We start from the raw sequence: 17,760 nt of genomic DNA on the forward strand, positions 1-17,760 counted from the left end.
TGCCAGCGGCAGACTGCTGTCTCCGTTTTTCGCCGATTCTGCTACGATTGCAGCATGAATGAGGCGAAACCAAATCCTTACGAATCACCCCGCCACGTCGACGTGCCCACCGATTTGCCCGATGGCGCCAAGCTGTTGCACGCAGAGCGGCCTGTCACGCGGAAAGAAATCGTGGCCTGGGCTCTGTGTGATTGGGCCAATAGCGCGTACTCGACGCTGTCGATCACGCTGCTGGTGAACTACATCACCAAGCTCGCGATTCCCGAGAATCAACCGATCACTGCCTTCGGTATGGAGATCACCGGCCTGCGGGTCTGGACGTGGGGTCTCGGGATTTCGATGTTCTGCGCGGCGCTGATGTCTCCCATTCTCGGCGCGATGGCCGATGCGCGGGCCAGCAAATGGAAATGGCTGATCAGCACGTCGTTTTTGGGAGCGATTTGCGCGACGTTGATTCCTCTCGCGCCGGTCGCGCAGCCCTGGCTGATCATTGGTTTGTTTTTTGTCACCAGTTTGTCGTTTGAGTTGTCGTTCGGTTTTTACAACGGCTTCCTGCCGGAGCTCGCTGACGATGAATCGATGAACCGCTTGTCGGGAATCGGTTTCGCGGCCGGTTATCTCGGTGGCGGTTTGGCGCTGGCAGTGGTCTTGGTCTTGTTTGCCATCGGCGGTTCGATCGGCTTGCCCGATCTCCCCTCGCGAGCGCGCGCCGGGCTCGTTGTGATGGGACTCTGGTGGGGCCTATTTATGATTCCCGCCGCGCTCTGGCTGCGCGATCGGGCCAAGCCGCGGAACATTCATGCCGGCATGGCGAGCACTGCCTTTCATGCGGTCGGCCAGGTGTTGCGGACACTGCAAAACGTGCGGGCCTACAGCGTTCTCTCGATCTTTCTCGCTGGCTTCTTGATCTACAACGAGGGCATTCAAACCGTCATGAGCCAGGCCGGCTACTTCGGGGAGAAAGTTCTCGCGATGAGCGCCTCGGAGTTGATGCTGCTCGTGCTGATGATCCAAATGCTCGCCGCGCCGGCAGCGCTGGGAGTGGGCTGGCTATCGGATCGCATCGGTGCGAAGACGACCCTGCTGGTCTGCTTGGCCATCTGGTGCGCGCTGCTGGTGGGCGCTTACTTTGTCAGCACCAAGCCGCAATTCTGGGTGATGGGCGTGGTCGTCGCGCTGGTGATGGGTGGCACGCAGGCAGTGGGCCGCTCGATGATGGGCGTGATGACGCCGGAAGCAAAGACGGCCGAGTTCATGGGCTTCTTCAATCTCTCGGCGCGAGCCACCAGCATGGTCGGGCCGATTCTGTTCGGCGAAGTGATGCACGCCACCGGCAGCGCTAACGCAGCCATCCTCAGCCTGCTCAGCTTCATCATCATCGGCATGGCGGTGGTATCGTTCGTCAACCTGCGCCGCGGCATCGAACAAGCGCGGGCTGGCTAGGCTGCTGGCCCATTACTCCAGCGGCTTCTTTTCCGTGAGCAGTTTGTGAATCTGCTCGTTCCAAATCTTGTAGCCCGCAGGGCTCATGTGGAGCATGTCTTTCACGAAGAGTTCCTGCGGCGGTTGGCCGTCGCTGCCGAGCATGGCAGGGACGATGTCGACATAGAGGAGCCGCTGCGAATCTTGTTCGCACTGTTTGCGGATCAGCTCGTTGGCCGCCTTTTGTTTTTCGTAGATCGACCAGCGCGACGGGCTGGGCTTGATGGCGATGATCCAGATTTTGGTTTTCGGCAGTTCTTTGTGAACGACTGCGCAGAATTCGGCAAAGTCCGCCGCGACTTTTTCGGGTGTCTTGTTCGCTTTCAAATCGTTGTCGCCGGAGTAGAAGATGACCAGCTTCGGTTGGAGCGGCGTAACGATTTTGGTCGCTTGCTGGGTCGCATCGACCGCCTGCGATCCACCAAAGCCGCGATTGACGACCGGCAGATTCGGAAAGGCTTTGGCGACGTCCCACAGGCGGATGCTGCTGCTGCCGGTGAAGACGATGCCACCCTTCGGCGGCGGCGACTTTTCGTCCTTGGCGAGCATGGCGGTGATTTCCTTTTCCCACTTATCGGCGGCGGGCGTTTCGGTTTTGGGAGTTTCGCTTTTGGGTGCAGCCGTTTGAGCGCTTGCTAGCGAGACCAGAACCAGGCCGACGCAGAGTGAAGCGAATTTTGACGCGAGCATGTCAGGTTCCCAAGGGAGAGTGTCAGGAGGGTGGCTGGCGAGCCATTCCGCTTATGCCGGTTGGGCGTTTTGCGGAACCTCATGATAAATGGCCGCACCGCGGGTTGCACGCCGCCGATAAGACGTGGGCTAGTCCGCCGTGAGCCTCGGCGGAATAATACGCACAGGTAATCTAATAGTTTCTGACGCAACTGTTCCCTCCCCCGTCGCCGCAAAACACGCGGGCTTGAATTGAGCTTGAGTCAGAGAAGTTGTCTCCTCGGAAGGATCGCCCCTGATGAACCGATACTTGCCCAGCCCCATCGAAAACAGCCAGTCGCATCAAAGTTATCAGCGGCAGCGCCAATTGACCCTTGGCGACCTGCTGCTCGAAAACCGCATTGTGTTTTTGCAGGGCGAAATTCACACCGGCAACGCCAACGAAATTGTGATGAAGCTGCTGTACTTGCAGAGCGAAAACCGCCGCAAGGACATCCACTTCTACATCAGCTCGCCTGGCGGCGACGTGGTCGCGACCCTCGCGATTTACGACACCATGCAAATCCTCAGCTGCCCCATCAACACCTACTGCGTCGGTATGGCCGCCAGCGGTGCGGCGGTGCTGCTGATCGGCGGCACCAAGGGCAAACGCTTCGCCCTGCCGCACGCTCGCGTGATGATGCATCAGCCCTACGGCGGTGTGAGTGGCCAGATCAGCGACATCGAAATCCAAGCCAACGAAATCATTCGTTATCGCGAAGTCCTCAACGGCATCTTGGCCAAGCACACCGGCCAGTCGATCGAGAAGATCGCCAAGGACACTGACCGCGACTTCTTTATGTCGGCCGAAGAATCGAAGGCCTACGGCGCCGTCGATGACGTGCTGAAGCACGCTCCGCAGCAAGAATCGCTGTCGGACAAGGCCTAACTAAATTGCTCCTATCAGCCGCCGGGCGCTAGCCCCCGGCTCTGATGGGCAGGAGAAAGCCGGGGGCTAGCGCCCGGCGGCTGATAAATCAAACTCACACCAATACAAATAACAACGGAGTGCTCCCGATGCCCATGATTCCTTATGTTGTCGAAAAGAGTGGCCGCGAAGAGCGGGTCTATGACATTTACAGCCGGCTGCTGAAAGATCGTATTATCTTTCTGCAATCGCAAGTGAACGACGAAATGGCCAACGCCATCGTCGCGCAAATGCTGTTTCTGCAATCCGACGATCCGAAGGCCGACATCCATCTCTACGTGAACTCGCCCGGCGGCTCGATCAGCGCCGGCATGGCGATTTACGACACGATGCAATTCGTCACCTGCGATGTCGCCACTTACTGCATCGGCCAGGCCGCCTCGATGGGCGCTGTGCTGCTGACGGCTGGCACGCCCGGTAAGCGATACGCCCTGCCGAACGCGCGCATCATGATTCACCAACCGCTGGCCGGTATGCAGGGCACGGCGGAAGAAATCATGATTCACGCCAAGGAATTTCGTCGCATCAAGCAGAAGATGAACGAAATCATGATCAAGCACACCGGTCACCCGCTCGAAAAGATCGAGAAGGACACCGACCGCGACCGCTTTATGTCGGCTGAAGAAGCCTGCGAATATCGCCTGGTCGACAAGGTGATCGAACGGATGCCGAACCTGGGCACGCCGTCGCGCGAGTAACGATCTCGCGCCTTGAGAATCTTGTTGAGACAGCCCTCGCCCTGGTACGCCAGGGTGAGGGGAACGAAACGCGAACTTACTCTATCTGCTGCCTCACGGCGCATCTTGGGCTTTGATCGGATCGCCGTTTTGATCCACGATCAAAATGTTCTTGGCCCGCGCATAGTGGATAAACGCCGGCAGCGCCCCCTGAATCCCTTCGTCATTCAGCCGCAGCGTCAATTCGCGGCCGTCGTGCGTTTTGCAATCGAGAAAAAAGCTGGTACTGCGGCGCGATCGTATGGAGGTGAGCTTGATCTCGGCTAACTCCGAGTACTTCGCGCGGACCGTGCCGAGGCCCAAGAAGCCGTTGCGCGAGAACAACTCTTCGGGTCCGACGGTCGTCTTGTAAAAGAAATAGCTGGGTGCGACTCCCAGCACCAAAACGGGCCCAGCGATGAGCAGCATGTACGCCGGCTTTTCATGCGAGGAGAGCAGCGCATATCCCGCCGCGGTCGCCGCTCCACCGGCCAGGACAAGCACCCCTGCCAGCCACATAGGATATGTAAATGTCTGAATGTCGCCGTTTGTTTCTTCCCGCAAACAGCCAGAGAAACAAAGCAAAAATCCAGCAAGGGCGATCAGGCCCAAACGTCGAACCAAGGCAGGATTGAGCACGACAATGCCTCACAACAGGTGTCCCCACACAGAAAGTGGGGGCTATCGTAAAGCAGCAGCGCTTTCGTAGTCAACCAAATCACACCGCCAATAACTGTCGCAGCTTGGCGAGCAGAGTCGCTCCCGGGTCTGTCCCGGTGAGTTCCAGCGGCACTTCTTCGGTTTGAGTCGTGGCGAGGTTTTTCACCTGCACAATGCCCGCGTCGAGCTCACGCGAGCCGGCGATGATGGCAATCTTGAAGCCGCGCTTGTCGGCGTATTGCAGTTGCTGGCCGAGCTTCTTGGCATCGGGAAAGAGCTCGACGCCGATCCCGCCACGGCGAATGAGTGCGGCAATCTGCAGGTAGTCGTTCAGCCGTTCCTTGTCAAAGAAGGCGACGAGAACCGGGGCCGGCGTGCTGACTTTTTCGAGCAGTTGCAGCTCTTCCATCGCGGCGAGCAAGCGGTCGAGACCGAGCGAAGCGCCAATGCCGGGGAGTTCTTGCTTGGTGAACAAGCCCGCGAGGTTGTCATACCGGCCGCCGGAGCAAACGCTGCCGATGGTCGGCAGATCGCCGAGAAACGTTTCGAAAATCGCTCCGGTGTAATAGTCGAGCCCGCGAGCGATGCTCACGTCGAGTTCCAGCTTCTCTTCGGCGACGCCGCTGGCCTTTGCGCCGCGGAGGATCTGCCGGAGTCGTTCGATTCCTTCTTCGCCCAGAGCATTTCCAGCGAGTAGCGTGCTGAGTTGCGAAAGCTTCGCGTCGTTATCGCCCGACAGCTCGGCGAGCTTCAGGACTTGCTCGGCTTGTTCGGCGGTGGCTTCGGCAGCGGTCATCATTTCGGCGGCGACGGCTTCGCGGCCGATCTTGCCGAGTTTGTCGAGCGCGCGAAGGATCGGCACGCTCTTTTCGGCGAGATCGAGCTTCGCGAGCAAGCCGCTGAGGACCTGGCGATTGTTCACGCGGATCGTGAATTTATTGAAACCGATGGCCCGCATCAGTTCGTGAATGACGACGGCGGTTTCGATATCGGCGGCCACGCTCTTCGTGCCGATGGTGTCGAAGTCGCACTGCATGAACTCGCGGTAGCGGCCTCGCTGGGCTCGCTCACCGCGCCAGACCATTCCGATGTGGTAGCGCTTGAACGGCAGGCCGATCTCATTCACATGCTGAGCCGAGAAGCGAGCGAGCGGCACCGTGAGATCGAACCGCATGCCGACACGGCGGCCGCCGTTGTCTTCGAATTGATAGAGTTGGCGATCGGACTCTTCGCCACCTTTGCCGGTGAGGACTTCGAGGTACTCCAGCGCCGGCGTATCGATTGGGCTGAAGCCGAACGAGCGATAGACGCGTTGCGCCGTGGCGATGAGTCGTTCGCGCGGGATCATCGCGGCCGGCAAGTAATCGCGAAAACCGGCGAGAGTACGCGGCGTAATCAAATCTTGTTTCGACATGGGATAAGGTAGCCCGAGGCGTGAGCCGATGGGGTGGGGCGAGTTGACTAAAGATTCTCCCTCGTGCGGTAGCACAACGGAAGCGCAGATGATCTTGAGGGGCGGCGATTTTGTGCTGCCGCACGTTGCCGGGGCCACGTCCACACGCCCAAACCTTCGCCTAACGGCTCGGGCTACCTTTGGGAAGACCCAGCTGCCAGGTGAGAGGTTCACCTACAGCATCGGCAAGCCTTCTGGCTGCGGGCTGCGGATGCTTTTTCCCTTGCCGCGGCCGAAGCGGGCTTCGACGTAATCCTCGACCTGCTCCGGTGTTTCGAAGTAATGGTCGTAGGTCCAGTCGTCTTCGAATTCGCAGGCGTCGGTGTGATAGTCGCGGCAGATCTGCGGCCGCGTGAAATAAATGCCGCAGCGATTGTCTTCCTGCAGATGCCGGCAGCGCGTGTGGACCAGCAGATACCAGGTATCGTCGTCGATAAAGACGCTCGCCCGGTCGTGCAGCAGGTACCAACGGATGTAGTCGAAATCCTTCGGTTCCGTCGGCGTATCGATCGGCAGGGCGAAGTACTTGCAGCACTTAGCCGTGCATTTGTCGCAGAGCGTGGCCAGATCGAGCTGCGCCCGCCGGGGACGAGGTATGGCCAGGTCGATCATGCGTCGGATCCTACTGTATTTCTACTAGCGGGCTGCTGAATTCCTATCAGCGGCTGCGCAGCGGCTTTCGAGCACGCCAGCGGCGCGGCAAAACCTGATCAATCAGCCGAGTCGATTACTTGCGGTGCCGAATGCGGGCACGCATCCGTCGCTTCTTCCGCCCCAACTTCCGCCGACCACGACCTGTCTTCTTAACACCCATGGAAACAGTCACCCGTCAAAGGAACTCAAAATTGCGCACTGATTGCGAACTCAGAAGTGTAACGAATCCAAGCCTGATCAGGCAAGGCATGATCGGGGATTCATTTTGCCGGAAAAATCACTTCCTGCTGCCAGTCGTTCGCAAACCGCCGCTCGGGATCGAACTTTTCACAAACTGCGACAAACTCCGGCAATTTTGGGTAGAGACGCTCGATTTCCTGAGGGGTCGACGGGCAGTATTTCCCCCAATGGCAACGGCCATGAAATAGCGCGGTCATGGCTGGCGCGACAAAATCGCAGAAACCAACAAAACCCGCCCGTTCCGCCGGCAGGGCATAGCTGATGAGGCTGATCGCGTAAAAATCCTCGTCGCCGCCGCTGCTGGGCGAGATCAGCGTCTCGTCGGGTTCGACCCGGCGGACGCAGACGGGATAGTGGTGCGTGTAGCGTTCGCGCGGCGCGTTCAACTTTTCAAGTAATTGAAACTGCCCGAGCACAGCGCGGGTGTCGTCGTCGAATCCGCGCTGGCCGTCAAATTCGACGAAGGCGCAGCGGAGAAAATCGAGGGCCACGGCGAGCTCGCTGCCGCGGACGAAGATCTCCATCTCGATATGCCGGAACAACTCATGCTCCATGATGAGATGGTCCTGCGACTTATCGACGACATGCCAACGGCGAGGAACCAGCGATAGCGCGAAGTACTTGAAAAAAGTCTTCACGCCCCACGGACTGCGCAGCCGTTGCACCAAGAAGCGAATGATCAAGTGCAGGCCGATGTCAATGGTCAGAAACCAATGCCAGCGATACAGCGGCGCGAGCCATGATCGGCGGTTGGTCGTTTCGCGCCGATGCTGCGCGAGGAAATCGTTCCGCCAAGGGAGATAATAAAACTGCGTGAGCTGCCAATCGAACTCGCGGGCAAGTACGTCCGACAAGTTTTTGTAGACCGCCAGATATTCTTCGATGAAATACTGCGGCCGAGGCCGAATGGTCAAGGCGACGATGATTCCGAGGCAACCGAGCGAACAACGCGCCGCTGCGAGTTCGACATCGCCGCTGACTTCGGTGATCGTCGGTTCGCCATCGGCGCCATAGTGCGCGATGCGAACTGTTTCGAGATAGTGCGACAAGCAATGCCGGCCCGATCCATGTGTGCCGGTGGCGGTCGATCCTGCGATCGTTTGTTCGCTGATCAGGCCGACGGCGGGAAGGGTCAGGCCCTGCTTATCGAGTTCCGCCAGAGCTCTTTTGATCTGGCAACCAGCGCCGAGGGTAGCGATGGGTTCGCCGGAGTCGCGCGAGACTTCGACCGAGTTCAGATGTTCGAGCGTGAGGTAGATGTCATCGCTCTGGGCTGCGGCGCTCCAGGCGTGCAAACTGCCGGAAGCGTGAATCCGCTGGCCGCGATGCTTCTTCAAAATCTCCAGCACTTCGGCTTCACTCCGCGGCGAATAATGCTGCCGCGGAGTAAAGGTTATGTTGCCGCCGAAGTTGGAAACCGTGGCAGGATCAGCCACGGATTACGACACCTTGGCGATCTCGAACCCAGCCCGCTGCTTGCGAGCCAGGAAGGCCGCGGCTTCATCGTCGCCGGTGATCTGCTCGGCCTTCGGGTTCCACTTGATCGCACGACCCAAGCGCGACGAAATCGCCGCGAGGTGGCAGGTGTTCATCATCTGCACGTGGCTGAAGACGTCCGACACTGGCAAGCCCCCTTCGCGGATGCAGCGGAAGAAGTTCGCCTTGTGCCCTTCGTGCGGCTTGCCTTTGAAGAGCTTCTGGACATCGGCGTCAGCGTACGTGTCCTTGTCCCAGTTCTCTTCGATCGGCTTGCCGGTGATTTTGCCGCGGTTCACGAAGATCCGGCCCTTCGTTCCTTCGAACAGCACGCCGTTGTCCCCTTCGCTGGTGATGATCATCTCGGTGCCGCTGGCGAACTTGCACTTGGTGGTGAATTCGTGCGCGGTGTTGTAGCGATCATCAACCGTCGCATAGCCCTTTTCATACGGGCAGGGATGCTTTGCGTTCGTACCATCGACCTCGATCGGGCCTTGGCCTTCGCCGTTTTCATTGATCGCCCAGGTGGCGATATCGACGTGGTGAGCACCCCAGTCGGTGAACTTGCCGCCGGAGTATTCGTACCACCAGCGAAATTCATAGTGGCAGCGCTTCTCGCGGTAATCGACCTTCGGAGCCTGGCCGAGCCACATGTCCCAGTTGAGATTTTTCGGCACTTCGGCCACCGGGAACGGTCCGCCGGTCGGGCTGCCGTTGATGCCGACGGTGATCGTCTTGATATCGCCGAGCAAGCCCTTCTGCACCATGTTTACCGCGCGGAGGAACAACCCCTTGGCATCGCGCTGCTGCGTGCCGACGGTAAAGATCTGCTTGTCGTACTTCTTGCACGCATTGCGGATCAGCTGGTTCTCTTCGATCGTCAGCGTGAGCGGCTTTTGGCAGAAGACGTGTTTGCCGGCCTGCAGCGCTTCGATGGCGATCTTCACGTGCCAGTGATCGGGCGTGACGACGCTCACCACGTCGATGTCTTTCCGCTCGAGCACCTTGCGATAATCTTCATACACGTCGGCTTTGCCCTTGCCGATCTTGTCGTCATTCTTGGCCCGTTCGGCATGCTTCGAATCGACATCGCACACTGCGATGATATCGCCGAAACCAGAGTGGCCGTGGGCATCGCCAGTTCCCATGCTGCCGGTGCCGATGCAGCCGATGGTGGGGCGGTCGTTCTTGGCTTGATTGGCAAAAGCCTTGGGCGACGACATGAAATAAGGAACGGCAGCCACCGCGGCGAGCGCGGACGACTGCTGCAGGAACCGACGACGTGACGACTTACTTTGCATGAGCGAATCCAGAGTGGAAAGGAGGGAGCAGGAGCAGGAACGCAGCCCAAAGTGTAGATGGTGGAACGAGCGATTTCGATAGTCGCCATATCGGATTTATGTCCGAGGGAAGCTATCTTTGTCGTCATGAAATGCCCCACCCGTTCGAGCCTATTTGTATTTCTGGCGGCGTCGCTGGCTGTTTGCTTTTGCGCTACAGAAGGAATCGCGACCGAGCGGATTGTCATCGGCAGCAAGTCTTATAACGAGCCGATCATTCTTGGTGAGATGGTTGCGTACCTGGCGCGACATGCCGGCGCTGAGGCCACTCATCGGGCAGAACTTGGCGGCACACGCATCGTCTACAACGCGCTCCTCAAGGGGGAGCTCGATTTCTATTTCGATTACACCGGCACCCTGGCCAAGGAAATTTTCTCAGGCGAAGAGATCAAGGATGACGAACAACTGCGCGCTGCTCTCGAGAAGAAGGGCGTGCGCATGGGAGAGCCGCTCGGCTTTAACAATTCATATGCACTGGGCATGCGCGAGCAACGAGCTGCCGAACTCGAGATTCAGACCATTTCTGATCTCCGTCGCCGAGCGGCAGAGTATCCCGCCGCGGCCAGGCTCAAATTCGGCGTGAGCGATGAATTCATTCATCGCAACGACGGCTGGCCCGGTTTGCAGGCGCGCTACGGTTTGCCCTTTGTCGTCCGCGGGATGGATCACAACCTGGCCTACCGAGGTTTGCAGAGCGGCCGACTTGATGTGACCGATGTTTATTCGACCGATGCCGAAGTGCAGTACTACAAACTGCGGGTGCTGGAAGATGATCTCGGCTACTTCCCCGTCTACTACTGCGTGCCGCTGTATCGCATCGATCTGGAAAAGAAAGCCCCTCAAGCTCTCGCCGAAATTAGCAAGTTGACCGGCAAGATCGACAATCCCGCAATGACTGCCATGAACGCCCGCGTGCAAATCGACCGCGCAAGTGAATCGGTCGTCGCCGCGGAGTTTATTAATGCTCAACTGGGCATGACCGTTCCCGTGCCGGTCGACAACTACTGGCAGAAGACCGGAGCGAGTCTCGTCCGCAACACCCTGCAGCACTTGCTGCTGGTGTCTGTTTCGCTGGCTGCGGCGATTTTGATTGCCGTGCCGCTGGGCATCATCGCCTTCCGTCGGCCGCGGATCGGCAGCATCATTCTTGGCGTGGTGGGCATCGTACAGACCATTCCCTCGCTCGCCGTGCTCGTGTTCATGGTGCCGCTGCTTGGCCTCGGAGCTTTGCCCGCAATTACGGCTCTGTTTCTGTACAGTTTGCTGCCGATTGTGCGCAACACGTATCAAGGGCTGAAGGACATCAGCGGCAATCTGCGTGAATCGGCGACCGTGCTCGGCTTGGACGATTACGCGCGCTTACGATTAGTCGAACTGCCGCTGGCTTCGCGGTCGATTCTCAGCGGCATCAAAACGGCCGCCGTCATCAATGTCGGCGCGGCGACGATCGGCGGTTTGATCGGCGCCGGTGGTTATGGCCAACCGATCATGACCGGCTTGCGGCTCAACGACACCGCGCTCCTGCTGCAAGGCGCCATTCCTGCCGCGTTGCTCGCAGTGGTAATCGACGGCTTCTTCGGTTACCTCGAACGTTTCTTCGTGCCGGCCGGTCTGCGGATCAAGGCAGGAGCCTAGCGATGTCTGTGGAGCAGATCGAAGCTCAAGGCTTTGCGCTGATCGAGCAAGTGATCTCCGCGGAACGAGCCGCTGCGCTGGCAAACCAGCTGACCGCGGCGTTGCAAACCGATCAGGAGCAAGGTGCGCCGCTCGCTAGTCGCGGTGCGGTCTATGCGGCTCGCAATCCGCTGGAGGTGATCGACAATGTCGCATCACTCTGGCGCGAAACATCGCTCGGGCCGTTGTTGACCAGCGTGCTCGGCACAGAATTCGGTCTCGTGCGCGGGCTTTTCTTCGACAAACCGCCAGGCCGAAGTTGGTGGTTGCCGTGGCACAAGGATCTGACGATTGCGGTTAAAGACAACCAGTTGCCGAGTCAGCACTTCAAAAGTCCCACCAACAAAGCGGGCGTGCCACATGTCATCGCGCCGATGGAGTTATTGCGAGAGATGCTGACCATTCGTCTGCACCTGGATGATGTGACGCTTGAGAATGGCCCGCTGCGAGTCATTCCAGGTTCACATCATTCTGCCGCCGAAATCGATAGCGGCCGCGAACCGGTAACGATACTCGCCCGGGCCGGCGATGCTCTCGCGATGCGGCCGCTGCTGAGTCACTCCAGCGGCGATTCGGCGCCGGAGACGAAACTGCATCGGCGCATCTTGCACTTGGAGTTTGCCAAAAGCGAAACGCTGCCCGACGGTTATGCCTGGCAGCGTTTCATTCGCTAGTTACTCTCGCCAGTAAACTTACTCAATCTGATACGCCTGCCCTCGCAGCGTGATGAGGAGCTCTTCCCCTTCGCGCTGATTGGCGAGCACCGCGTTTTCATCAGCCGTGTTGGCCTTCACCAGCGTGAAGTAGTCATCGCTGAAGCGTTTGACCTTCTTGATCTTGGCTTGATCCTTTTCCGGATCGATCGTTTGAGCATTCGCGGCGATCCACAACTTGCCGCGGCGATACACCGTTTGGCTGCCGATGTTTTGCACCGCATCGGCGGCGATTTCTCGATCGCTGTCGATGTCGCGATACTTGTTCACGCCCGGCGTGGGAGCACCGCCACCAGCCAAGCCGTATCCGCCGGCAGATGAACGGGGAGCCGCACCAACTGCCGCAGGTCCACCGGCTGGTTGTGCGCTCGGCGGCAGCGGGGCCGATTCGGCCTGTGCTCCGCGATACTCACGCACGCTGTTGGCGGCGAGATCTGCCGTTTGCAACTGCTTCTTTTCGGCCCGTTGCGAGACACCTGCCTTGCCTTCGGCTTCACGCAGGCGATCGACAGCGCGGCCCGCTTGTTCAAAGTGAGTTCGCGTATCGGCGAGCTGACCAGGCCGAGCCAGATCATCGGCGAGGAAAGATGTATACGGCGTGAGGATGCCGTGCTTTGTGGCCAGACCGACGAGTTCTTTCACCAGCTCGTCGTTCTTTCCTTTGAGATCGATCTCGTCGATGATCTCGCCGACGCGCCGCAGGGCCCAGAGCTTTTCGACGAACGCATACGTTTGATCGCCGCTCTTTTCGACGAGCGTGGCAGGGAAGTCGTACTTCTTTTCGTCGCTGCCGACCTTGCCGGTGATGCTCACCTTGGCATTGCCGGGCTTCTTATAACGGCCGACCATCACCAGCTGTTCGCCAGCGAAGAGGTCGTACACTTCCTTGGGATAAACGCGATTGACCGACGGTCCCGATTCGGTCGTGGCTGCATCGACTTCCACTTTCACGACCACGTTGTTCATGATCGGCGAGCTCATCTTGGCATACAGTCGGCCGACGCTGGTTTCGATGTTCTCATCGGGCCGCACGTATTCGCTTTGGCCGAAGTTCTCGCGGCCCAGGCGATCGAGCAGCCGGCTGTTCACGTCGTAGCCCACGCCGAAGTTGATGATCCGGGCGCGAATGTTGTTATTCGCCTTGGCATTCGCGGCGATCTTCCCTTCGTTCGTCTCGCCCGCGGTCGGCAGACCATCGGTGAGGAACAGAATGTAGTTCGGCCGCTTGTCGTCCTTGATCATCCCGAGCGCGGTGGTCATCGCGCCGTCGATATTCGTGCTGCCGCCAGCGTACAAACCTTCGACATAACCGAAGGCTTGTTTCTTGGTCTCGTCGTCAAACTTCTGCAGCTCTGGCTTGAACGATTCCACCGCGCTGTCGTAGGCGATGATGTTGAAGGTGTCTCCCTTGTTCAAGTTGTTCAGCACAAACTTGATGGCTTCCTTGGCTTGTTCGATCTTTTTGCCGCTCATGCTTCCGGATCGATCAGCGACCACGATCACCGTTTTCGCAGGGCGTTCGGTGTTCTCGGTCTTGATCTCGGGGCTGGCCAGCATCAGGAAAAAGCCCTCGTCACCTTCGGGACGATAGCTGATCAGGCTCGCGCCGAGTTTGCCGTCGATCGTGTTGAAGAAGAGGCGGAAGTCGGTGGCGGGAATTGTGTTGGTGGCTTCGTACTTCACCACGGCGTGAGTACTGTCGGGACGCTTCACTTCGATCGGATACGTCGGGCTGAAGACGCTCTTGATTTCGACATTCGATTCGATCGCAACATTGACCGAGACCTTCTCAATGGCCTGGCTGGTGTACTTGGCAGTGGCGAGCGGAATGAGGAAGTCGGTCAGCTGATGATCTTTGCGCAATAGCTGGCTGAACTTCAGCGACACCTTTCGTTCGGCGCCGGCGGGCACAGGAAAGACGCTCGTCTGAAACATGCCGGTGCCGACCCATTCGAGCAGGGCGGGATCTTGATTGCGGCGGACATAGCCCTCGTAAATCTCGCGGGCCTTTTTCGCTTCGAGCAGCTTGGCTTCAAATTCCTTGCCGTCGACCATGAAGGTCATGCGGTCGATGGCCCCTTCGTAGGGAATCGGGAAGACGAACTGCACCTGAGCCTGTTGGCTGCCGGTGTTCACAAAGGTCTGCTCGACCTGCACCTGGGCGATCTGGTCAGTGATCTTGGCGTTGTAGGCCAGCGACTTCACCTTGTACGAAACGGGCGGAGTCGGCGCGGGGCGCGAGATCGGCGGATGAGGCCAAGGTCGCGGCAGCGGCACTGGCTGGGGATGGTCAATAATGACCAACACCCCCTGGGCGAACGCAGCCGGCTGAACCGACGCCGCATAGGCCACGATCACCGCGAAAGAGCACAACCAAGACGCAACCTGCAGCACCCGTTTCATATCCTGCTCCCTATCCGCAAACCCCACCCGCCCAAGACGATCCGCTTCGGCGAGGTTTCCCTGTAGGTATGACGAATGACCCTGCCAGTCAGTTTCACGCATTCGGCGGCAGGAACAAGCCGTTGTGACCCGCTTGTTACGGTGTGAATTTGGGCAGGTTGGCAACGCCTCGGCGGCTCGCTGCTTTTACAACAGTGGTGGCGAATTTTAAAATGGCGCAAGACCTTACATCAAAAGACCTTGTGCTAAATTTACTCCGAAATACAACAACAGTTCGCTTTTTGCCCTCAATTCGTCGCAACCATCTGAAATAAAACGGCTTGTGAAAAATACTGTCGTCAATTCCAACAACAGATCACAACAGCGAGGGACAACAACTCCGAAGTAGGACGAACCATTGGTTCGTCCAAGAGCTGCGAAGGTAGAAAACCTGGCGCTGTACCCGCCTCATGGACGGACCAATGGTCCGACCTACGAAAGACAAGCCTCTCACGCCTCGCCGCCTCAATGCCTGGCAAGATTTTCTAATTATGACGATTCTGCCACGTCGATGAACCTTGCAGGTGGTAGCGATCGTTCTCGCTAGCCAAAGTCTGCGGCCGTCGGCTCAGACCGGCCTGCCTACCCGCAGCCCCAGAGAAACCAGACGGAATCAATTTCGCGTCGCCGACGGGAAACACCCGAGGCAACCGACCGCGATCATCACGGAGCGGATCGATGACACGGATCGTTCGTTGCCGGGCCAGTTTTCTGGTCCTCTTCACAACACTACTCACCTGCGCGCTCGCGCCTGGAGTGAGTCTAGCGCAAGGACAGTACGGCCCATCGCCGGGCCTGTATGCGCCGCCGGGAGCCTATGGTCCGCACCCGACCTACGGTCCGCCAGGCTACGCGCCGCCACCGAGTTATGCGCCGCAACAACCCGGCTATGCAGCGCAACCAGCTGCCTATCCGCAACAACAGCAGCCGCAGCAAACCGAAATCGAAGCCATTTTTCAACGGCTGCAACAGCAAGACAACGAGATCGAGCGCTTGCGGTCGCAGATGCAAAGCAATCAACCGTCAGCCGAAAATCCCGACGCTTCGCACGTCGAGCAAGCCAACTTGCTGCAATCGGGCACGCCCAATCCAAAGAAAGAAGAAAAGAAGGACGCCGGCTGGAAAGACATGTCGACCGACAAGTGGACCGTCAAGCTCGGCGGCCACGTGCAGCTCGACTACATCAACTGGGCCGATGCCAGTCCGCAAATCGTTGGCGACGACAACTACTTCAGCTATCGCCGTCTCCGCCTTGTCGCCGACGGCAGCGGCTATGGCCAGTTCGATTTTCGCTTGCAGATGTCGCTCGAGCCAGGATCGGGTTCCGATACCAATCCGTTGGCTTCGCCCGACGTCAAAGACGCTTACTTCTCGATGAACGACATTCCCTGGCTGGGCCGGGCGCGCATCGGTAACTTCTTCGTGCCGTTTGGTCTCGAGCAGGTGACGAACGATACGAACAACATGTTCAACGAGCGTTCGATTCCGACGCAAGGCATTTTTACTGCCGACCGCGAAGTTGGTTTTGCGTTCTACAACTGCAACGAAGCCCAGAACGTGACCTGGACCTGGGGCATGTTCTTTGACGACATCAGCGATACCGTCAAGAGTCGCCTCGACGACAACCAAGGCTATCGCCTGAGTGGCCGTCTCACCTGGCTGCCGTACTACGACGAGCCGTCGAACGGTCGTTACTTGGTCCACACCGGCATCGGCGGTTTGCACACCGACGACTACGACGATATCGCTCGCTTCCGCGCTCGGCCGCAAATCCAGCGTGGCCCGTTTCTGATCGACAGCGGCAACATCGGCGCCGACACCTACGACATCGGCAACGTCGAAGGAGCCGTAGTGTGGGGACCGGTGACGGTGCAAGGCGAAGCATATGTTTGCAATATCAACCGCAACGTCGGCGGCCCTGTGACGATCGGCGGTGCTTACACGCACATGAGCTACTTCGTCACCGGCGAAAACCGCATCTTCGAACGCTTCGGCCAACACGGCCCGCAGTTCGGCCGCAACCAACCCATCACCAACTTCTTTGCGGTGCCCGGTTGCTACGGCTCGGGTGCTCTCGAGCTCAAAGCCCGCTGGTCCTATCTCGATCTCACGCCGCTCGATCGCGGCGAATACAACGACTTCACGTTCGGCTTTAACTGGTATCTGACCGACCGCACCCGCGTCATGTTCGACTGGATTCATCCCTTCACGACGGCCGACGCCGTCTTCGGCACGGCGAACGCCGACATCATCGCCATGCGTTTTGACTTCAACTGGTAATTCATGCGTGCTTCGAAAGGCGAACCCGCATTCGCACTTTCCGAGCCACACAAACCCGACTCAGGAACCGACCCATGTTGTCTCGATTCTCCTTGGCCGCTCTGGCGGTGTTAGCCGTCGTGGCTGCCCACTCGTCAACCGTCTTTGGTTGCGATCACTGTGGCTGTGTCGACGCCTGTCAGAAGACTTGCCGTCTCGTTTGCGAAACCAAGAAGGTGGAAATCACCTGCTGGGGCTGCAAGTGCGAAGACTTCTGCGTGCCTGGACCGAGCAAGCTCTGCTCGCAACACTGCGAGATGGTTTGCGAAGAGTGCGACAAGACTCCCGATGCCAAGGGCGTTTGCTATCAGCCGCACAAGTTCGTCTGGAACGAATGGATTCCCGGCTGCTGCGCCAAGATTCACACGCGCAAAAAGCTGATGAAGAAAACCATCACAAAGACCATCCCCAGCTACAAATGGGTCGTCGAAAACCTTTGCCCCAACTGCCAGGCCCACGCGCAATCGGTCGCGGTACCACCTGGCACCGAACTGCCGCAGCTGCCGGTCGTCGCTGCCATGACCGTCAAACCGGTCGGCACGTTGCCGCCGAGCGCGATCGCACAAGTTTCGGCCGAGCTCGAAGAAGACGAGCTCTACAGTGTGCAACCCGCCGCCATGCACGCCGCGCCGCCGCTTCCGACGCCCCGCGCTGTTCCCGCGCCTGTTCCGGTTGCCGCACCACCAGCGCCCAAGAGCTGGAGCGATTCGGTCCGCGGTCTGTGGCTGCGGTAGCTGACGATCTGTCGCTGCCGATGAAATCGGTGCGCGATGATGGATTGTTGTGATCACTGCGGATGGACCTATGACAACCTGTGTCGTCCGTCCGCGAATCGGCGAGCTATTTCTTTAGCAACATAGCTCGTTCGGCGTAGTCGCTTATAAAACATGTGAGCGAATCTTTGATTGCCTCCCACTCTCAGGGAGCTGCCGCCATCGCAAATTTCGCGGCAATC

General features: G+C 58.7%; 13 protein-coding genes and 1 pseudogene. 7 read left to right on the forward strand and 7 right to left on the reverse strand.

What is annotated here, in order from left to right; all coding sequences use genetic code 11:
* The first annotated feature begins 54 nt into the window (after nucleotides 1-54).
* Nucleotides 55-1,443 (forward strand): MFS transporter, encoded by a 1,389-nt coding sequence (locus M9Q49_RS25380; RefSeq protein ID WP_254512092.1) that lies wholly within the window; start codon nucleotides 55-57, stop codon nucleotides 1,441-1,443.
* A 12-nt stretch (nucleotides 1,444-1,455) separates the two neighbouring features.
* Here M9Q49_RS25380 and M9Q49_RS25385 read toward each other — a convergent pair whose 3' ends face one another.
* Complete coding sequence (locus M9Q49_RS25385) at nucleotides 1,456-2,172, reverse strand: GDSL-type esterase/lipase family protein (protein WP_254512093.1); 717 nt, start codon at nucleotides 2,170-2,172, stop codon at nucleotides 1,456-1,458.
* Nucleotides 2,173-2,449: 277 nt separating this feature from the next.
* On the opposite strand from M9Q49_RS25385, the gene M9Q49_RS25390 reads away from it, so the two are divergent.
* On the forward strand, nucleotides 2,450-3,079 hold the full coding sequence (locus M9Q49_RS25390) for a ClpP family protease (protein WP_254512094.1): 630 nt from the start codon (nucleotides 2,450-2,452) through the stop codon (nucleotides 3,077-3,079).
* A gap of 128 nt (nucleotides 3,080-3,207) precedes the next feature.
* A complete protein-coding gene (gene clpP / locus M9Q49_RS25395; protein ID WP_254512095.1) occupies nucleotides 3,208-3,816 on the forward strand; it encodes an ATP-dependent Clp endopeptidase proteolytic subunit ClpP in 609 nt (202 codons plus the stop codon).
* A 93-nt stretch (nucleotides 3,817-3,909) separates the two neighbouring features.
* Here clpP and M9Q49_RS25400 read toward each other — a convergent pair whose 3' ends face one another.
* The 5 genes and pseudogenes from M9Q49_RS25400 to M9Q49_RS25420 all read right to left on the reverse strand — a co-directional run bounded on the left by M9Q49_RS25400 (nucleotide 3,910) and on the right by M9Q49_RS25420 (nucleotide 9,618).
* Entirely contained in the window at nucleotides 3,910-4,473 is a 564-nt protein-coding gene (locus M9Q49_RS25400; RefSeq protein WP_254512096.1) for a hypothetical protein, read from the reverse strand.
* A 92-nt stretch (nucleotides 4,474-4,565) separates the two neighbouring features.
* A pseudogene (gene hisS, locus M9Q49_RS25405) lies at nucleotides 4,566-5,893 on the reverse strand (histidine--tRNA ligase); the annotation flags it as partial.
* Nucleotides 5,894-6,121: 228 nt separating this feature from the next.
* The gene (locus M9Q49_RS25410; RefSeq protein ID WP_254512097.1) at nucleotides 6,122-6,559 is read right to left on the reverse strand and encodes a YkgJ family cysteine cluster protein; all 438 of its coding nucleotides are present in this window, start codon (nucleotides 6,557-6,559) and stop codon (nucleotides 6,122-6,124) included.
* A gap of 302 nt (nucleotides 6,560-6,861) precedes the next feature.
* Nucleotides 6,862-8,277, reverse strand: coding sequence for a D-arabinono-1,4-lactone oxidase (locus M9Q49_RS35820; protein ID WP_254512098.1), 1,416 nt, complete (start codon nucleotides 8,275-8,277; stop codon nucleotides 6,862-6,864).
* 3 nt (nucleotides 8,278-8,280) lie between these two features.
* On the reverse strand, nucleotides 8,281-9,618 hold the full coding sequence (locus tag M9Q49_RS25420; RefSeq protein ID WP_254512099.1) for a Gfo/Idh/MocA family protein: 1,338 nt from the start codon (nucleotides 9,616-9,618) through the stop codon (nucleotides 8,281-8,283).
* A gap of 126 nt (nucleotides 9,619-9,744) precedes the next feature.
* Here M9Q49_RS25420 and M9Q49_RS25425 point away from each other — a divergent pair, with 126 nt between their 5' ends.
* Nucleotides 9,745-11,292 (forward strand): ABC transporter permease/substrate-binding protein, encoded by a 1,548-nt coding sequence (locus tag M9Q49_RS25425; protein ID WP_254512100.1) that lies wholly within the window; start codon nucleotides 9,745-9,747, stop codon nucleotides 11,290-11,292.
* 2 nt (nucleotides 11,293-11,294) lie between these two features.
* On the forward strand, nucleotides 11,295-12,005 hold the full coding sequence (locus tag M9Q49_RS25430; RefSeq protein ID WP_254512101.1) for a phytanoyl-CoA dioxygenase family protein: 711 nt from the start codon (nucleotides 11,295-11,297) through the stop codon (nucleotides 12,003-12,005).
* 18 nt (nucleotides 12,006-12,023) lie between these two features.
* On the opposite strand, the gene M9Q49_RS25435 is transcribed toward M9Q49_RS25430, so the two are convergent.
* Nucleotides 12,024-14,447, reverse strand: coding sequence for a VIT domain-containing protein (locus M9Q49_RS25435; RefSeq protein ID WP_254512102.1), 2,424 nt, complete (start codon nucleotides 14,445-14,447; stop codon nucleotides 12,024-12,026).
* 717 nt (nucleotides 14,448-15,164) lie between these two features.
* Here M9Q49_RS25435 and M9Q49_RS25440 point away from each other — a divergent pair.
* Nucleotides 15,165-16,766 carry an OprO/OprP family phosphate-selective porin gene (locus M9Q49_RS25440; protein ID WP_254512103.1) on the forward strand — a complete coding sequence of 534 codons (1,602 nt, stop codon included), beginning with the start codon at nucleotides 15,165-15,167 and terminating at the stop codon, nucleotides 16,764-16,766.
* Between the two features lie 74 nt (nucleotides 16,767-16,840).
* The gene (locus M9Q49_RS25445; protein ID WP_254512104.1) at nucleotides 16,841-17,539 is read left to right on the forward strand and encodes a hypothetical protein; all 699 of its coding nucleotides are present in this window, start codon (nucleotides 16,841-16,843) and stop codon (nucleotides 17,537-17,539) included.
* Nucleotides 17,540-17,760: the final 221 nt, after the last annotated feature.

Source organism: Anatilimnocola floriformis (assembly GCF_024256385.1).
In the GTDB taxonomy this organism is placed as follows: Bacteria; Planctomycetota; Planctomycetia; order Pirellulales; family Pirellulaceae; genus Anatilimnocola; species Anatilimnocola floriformis.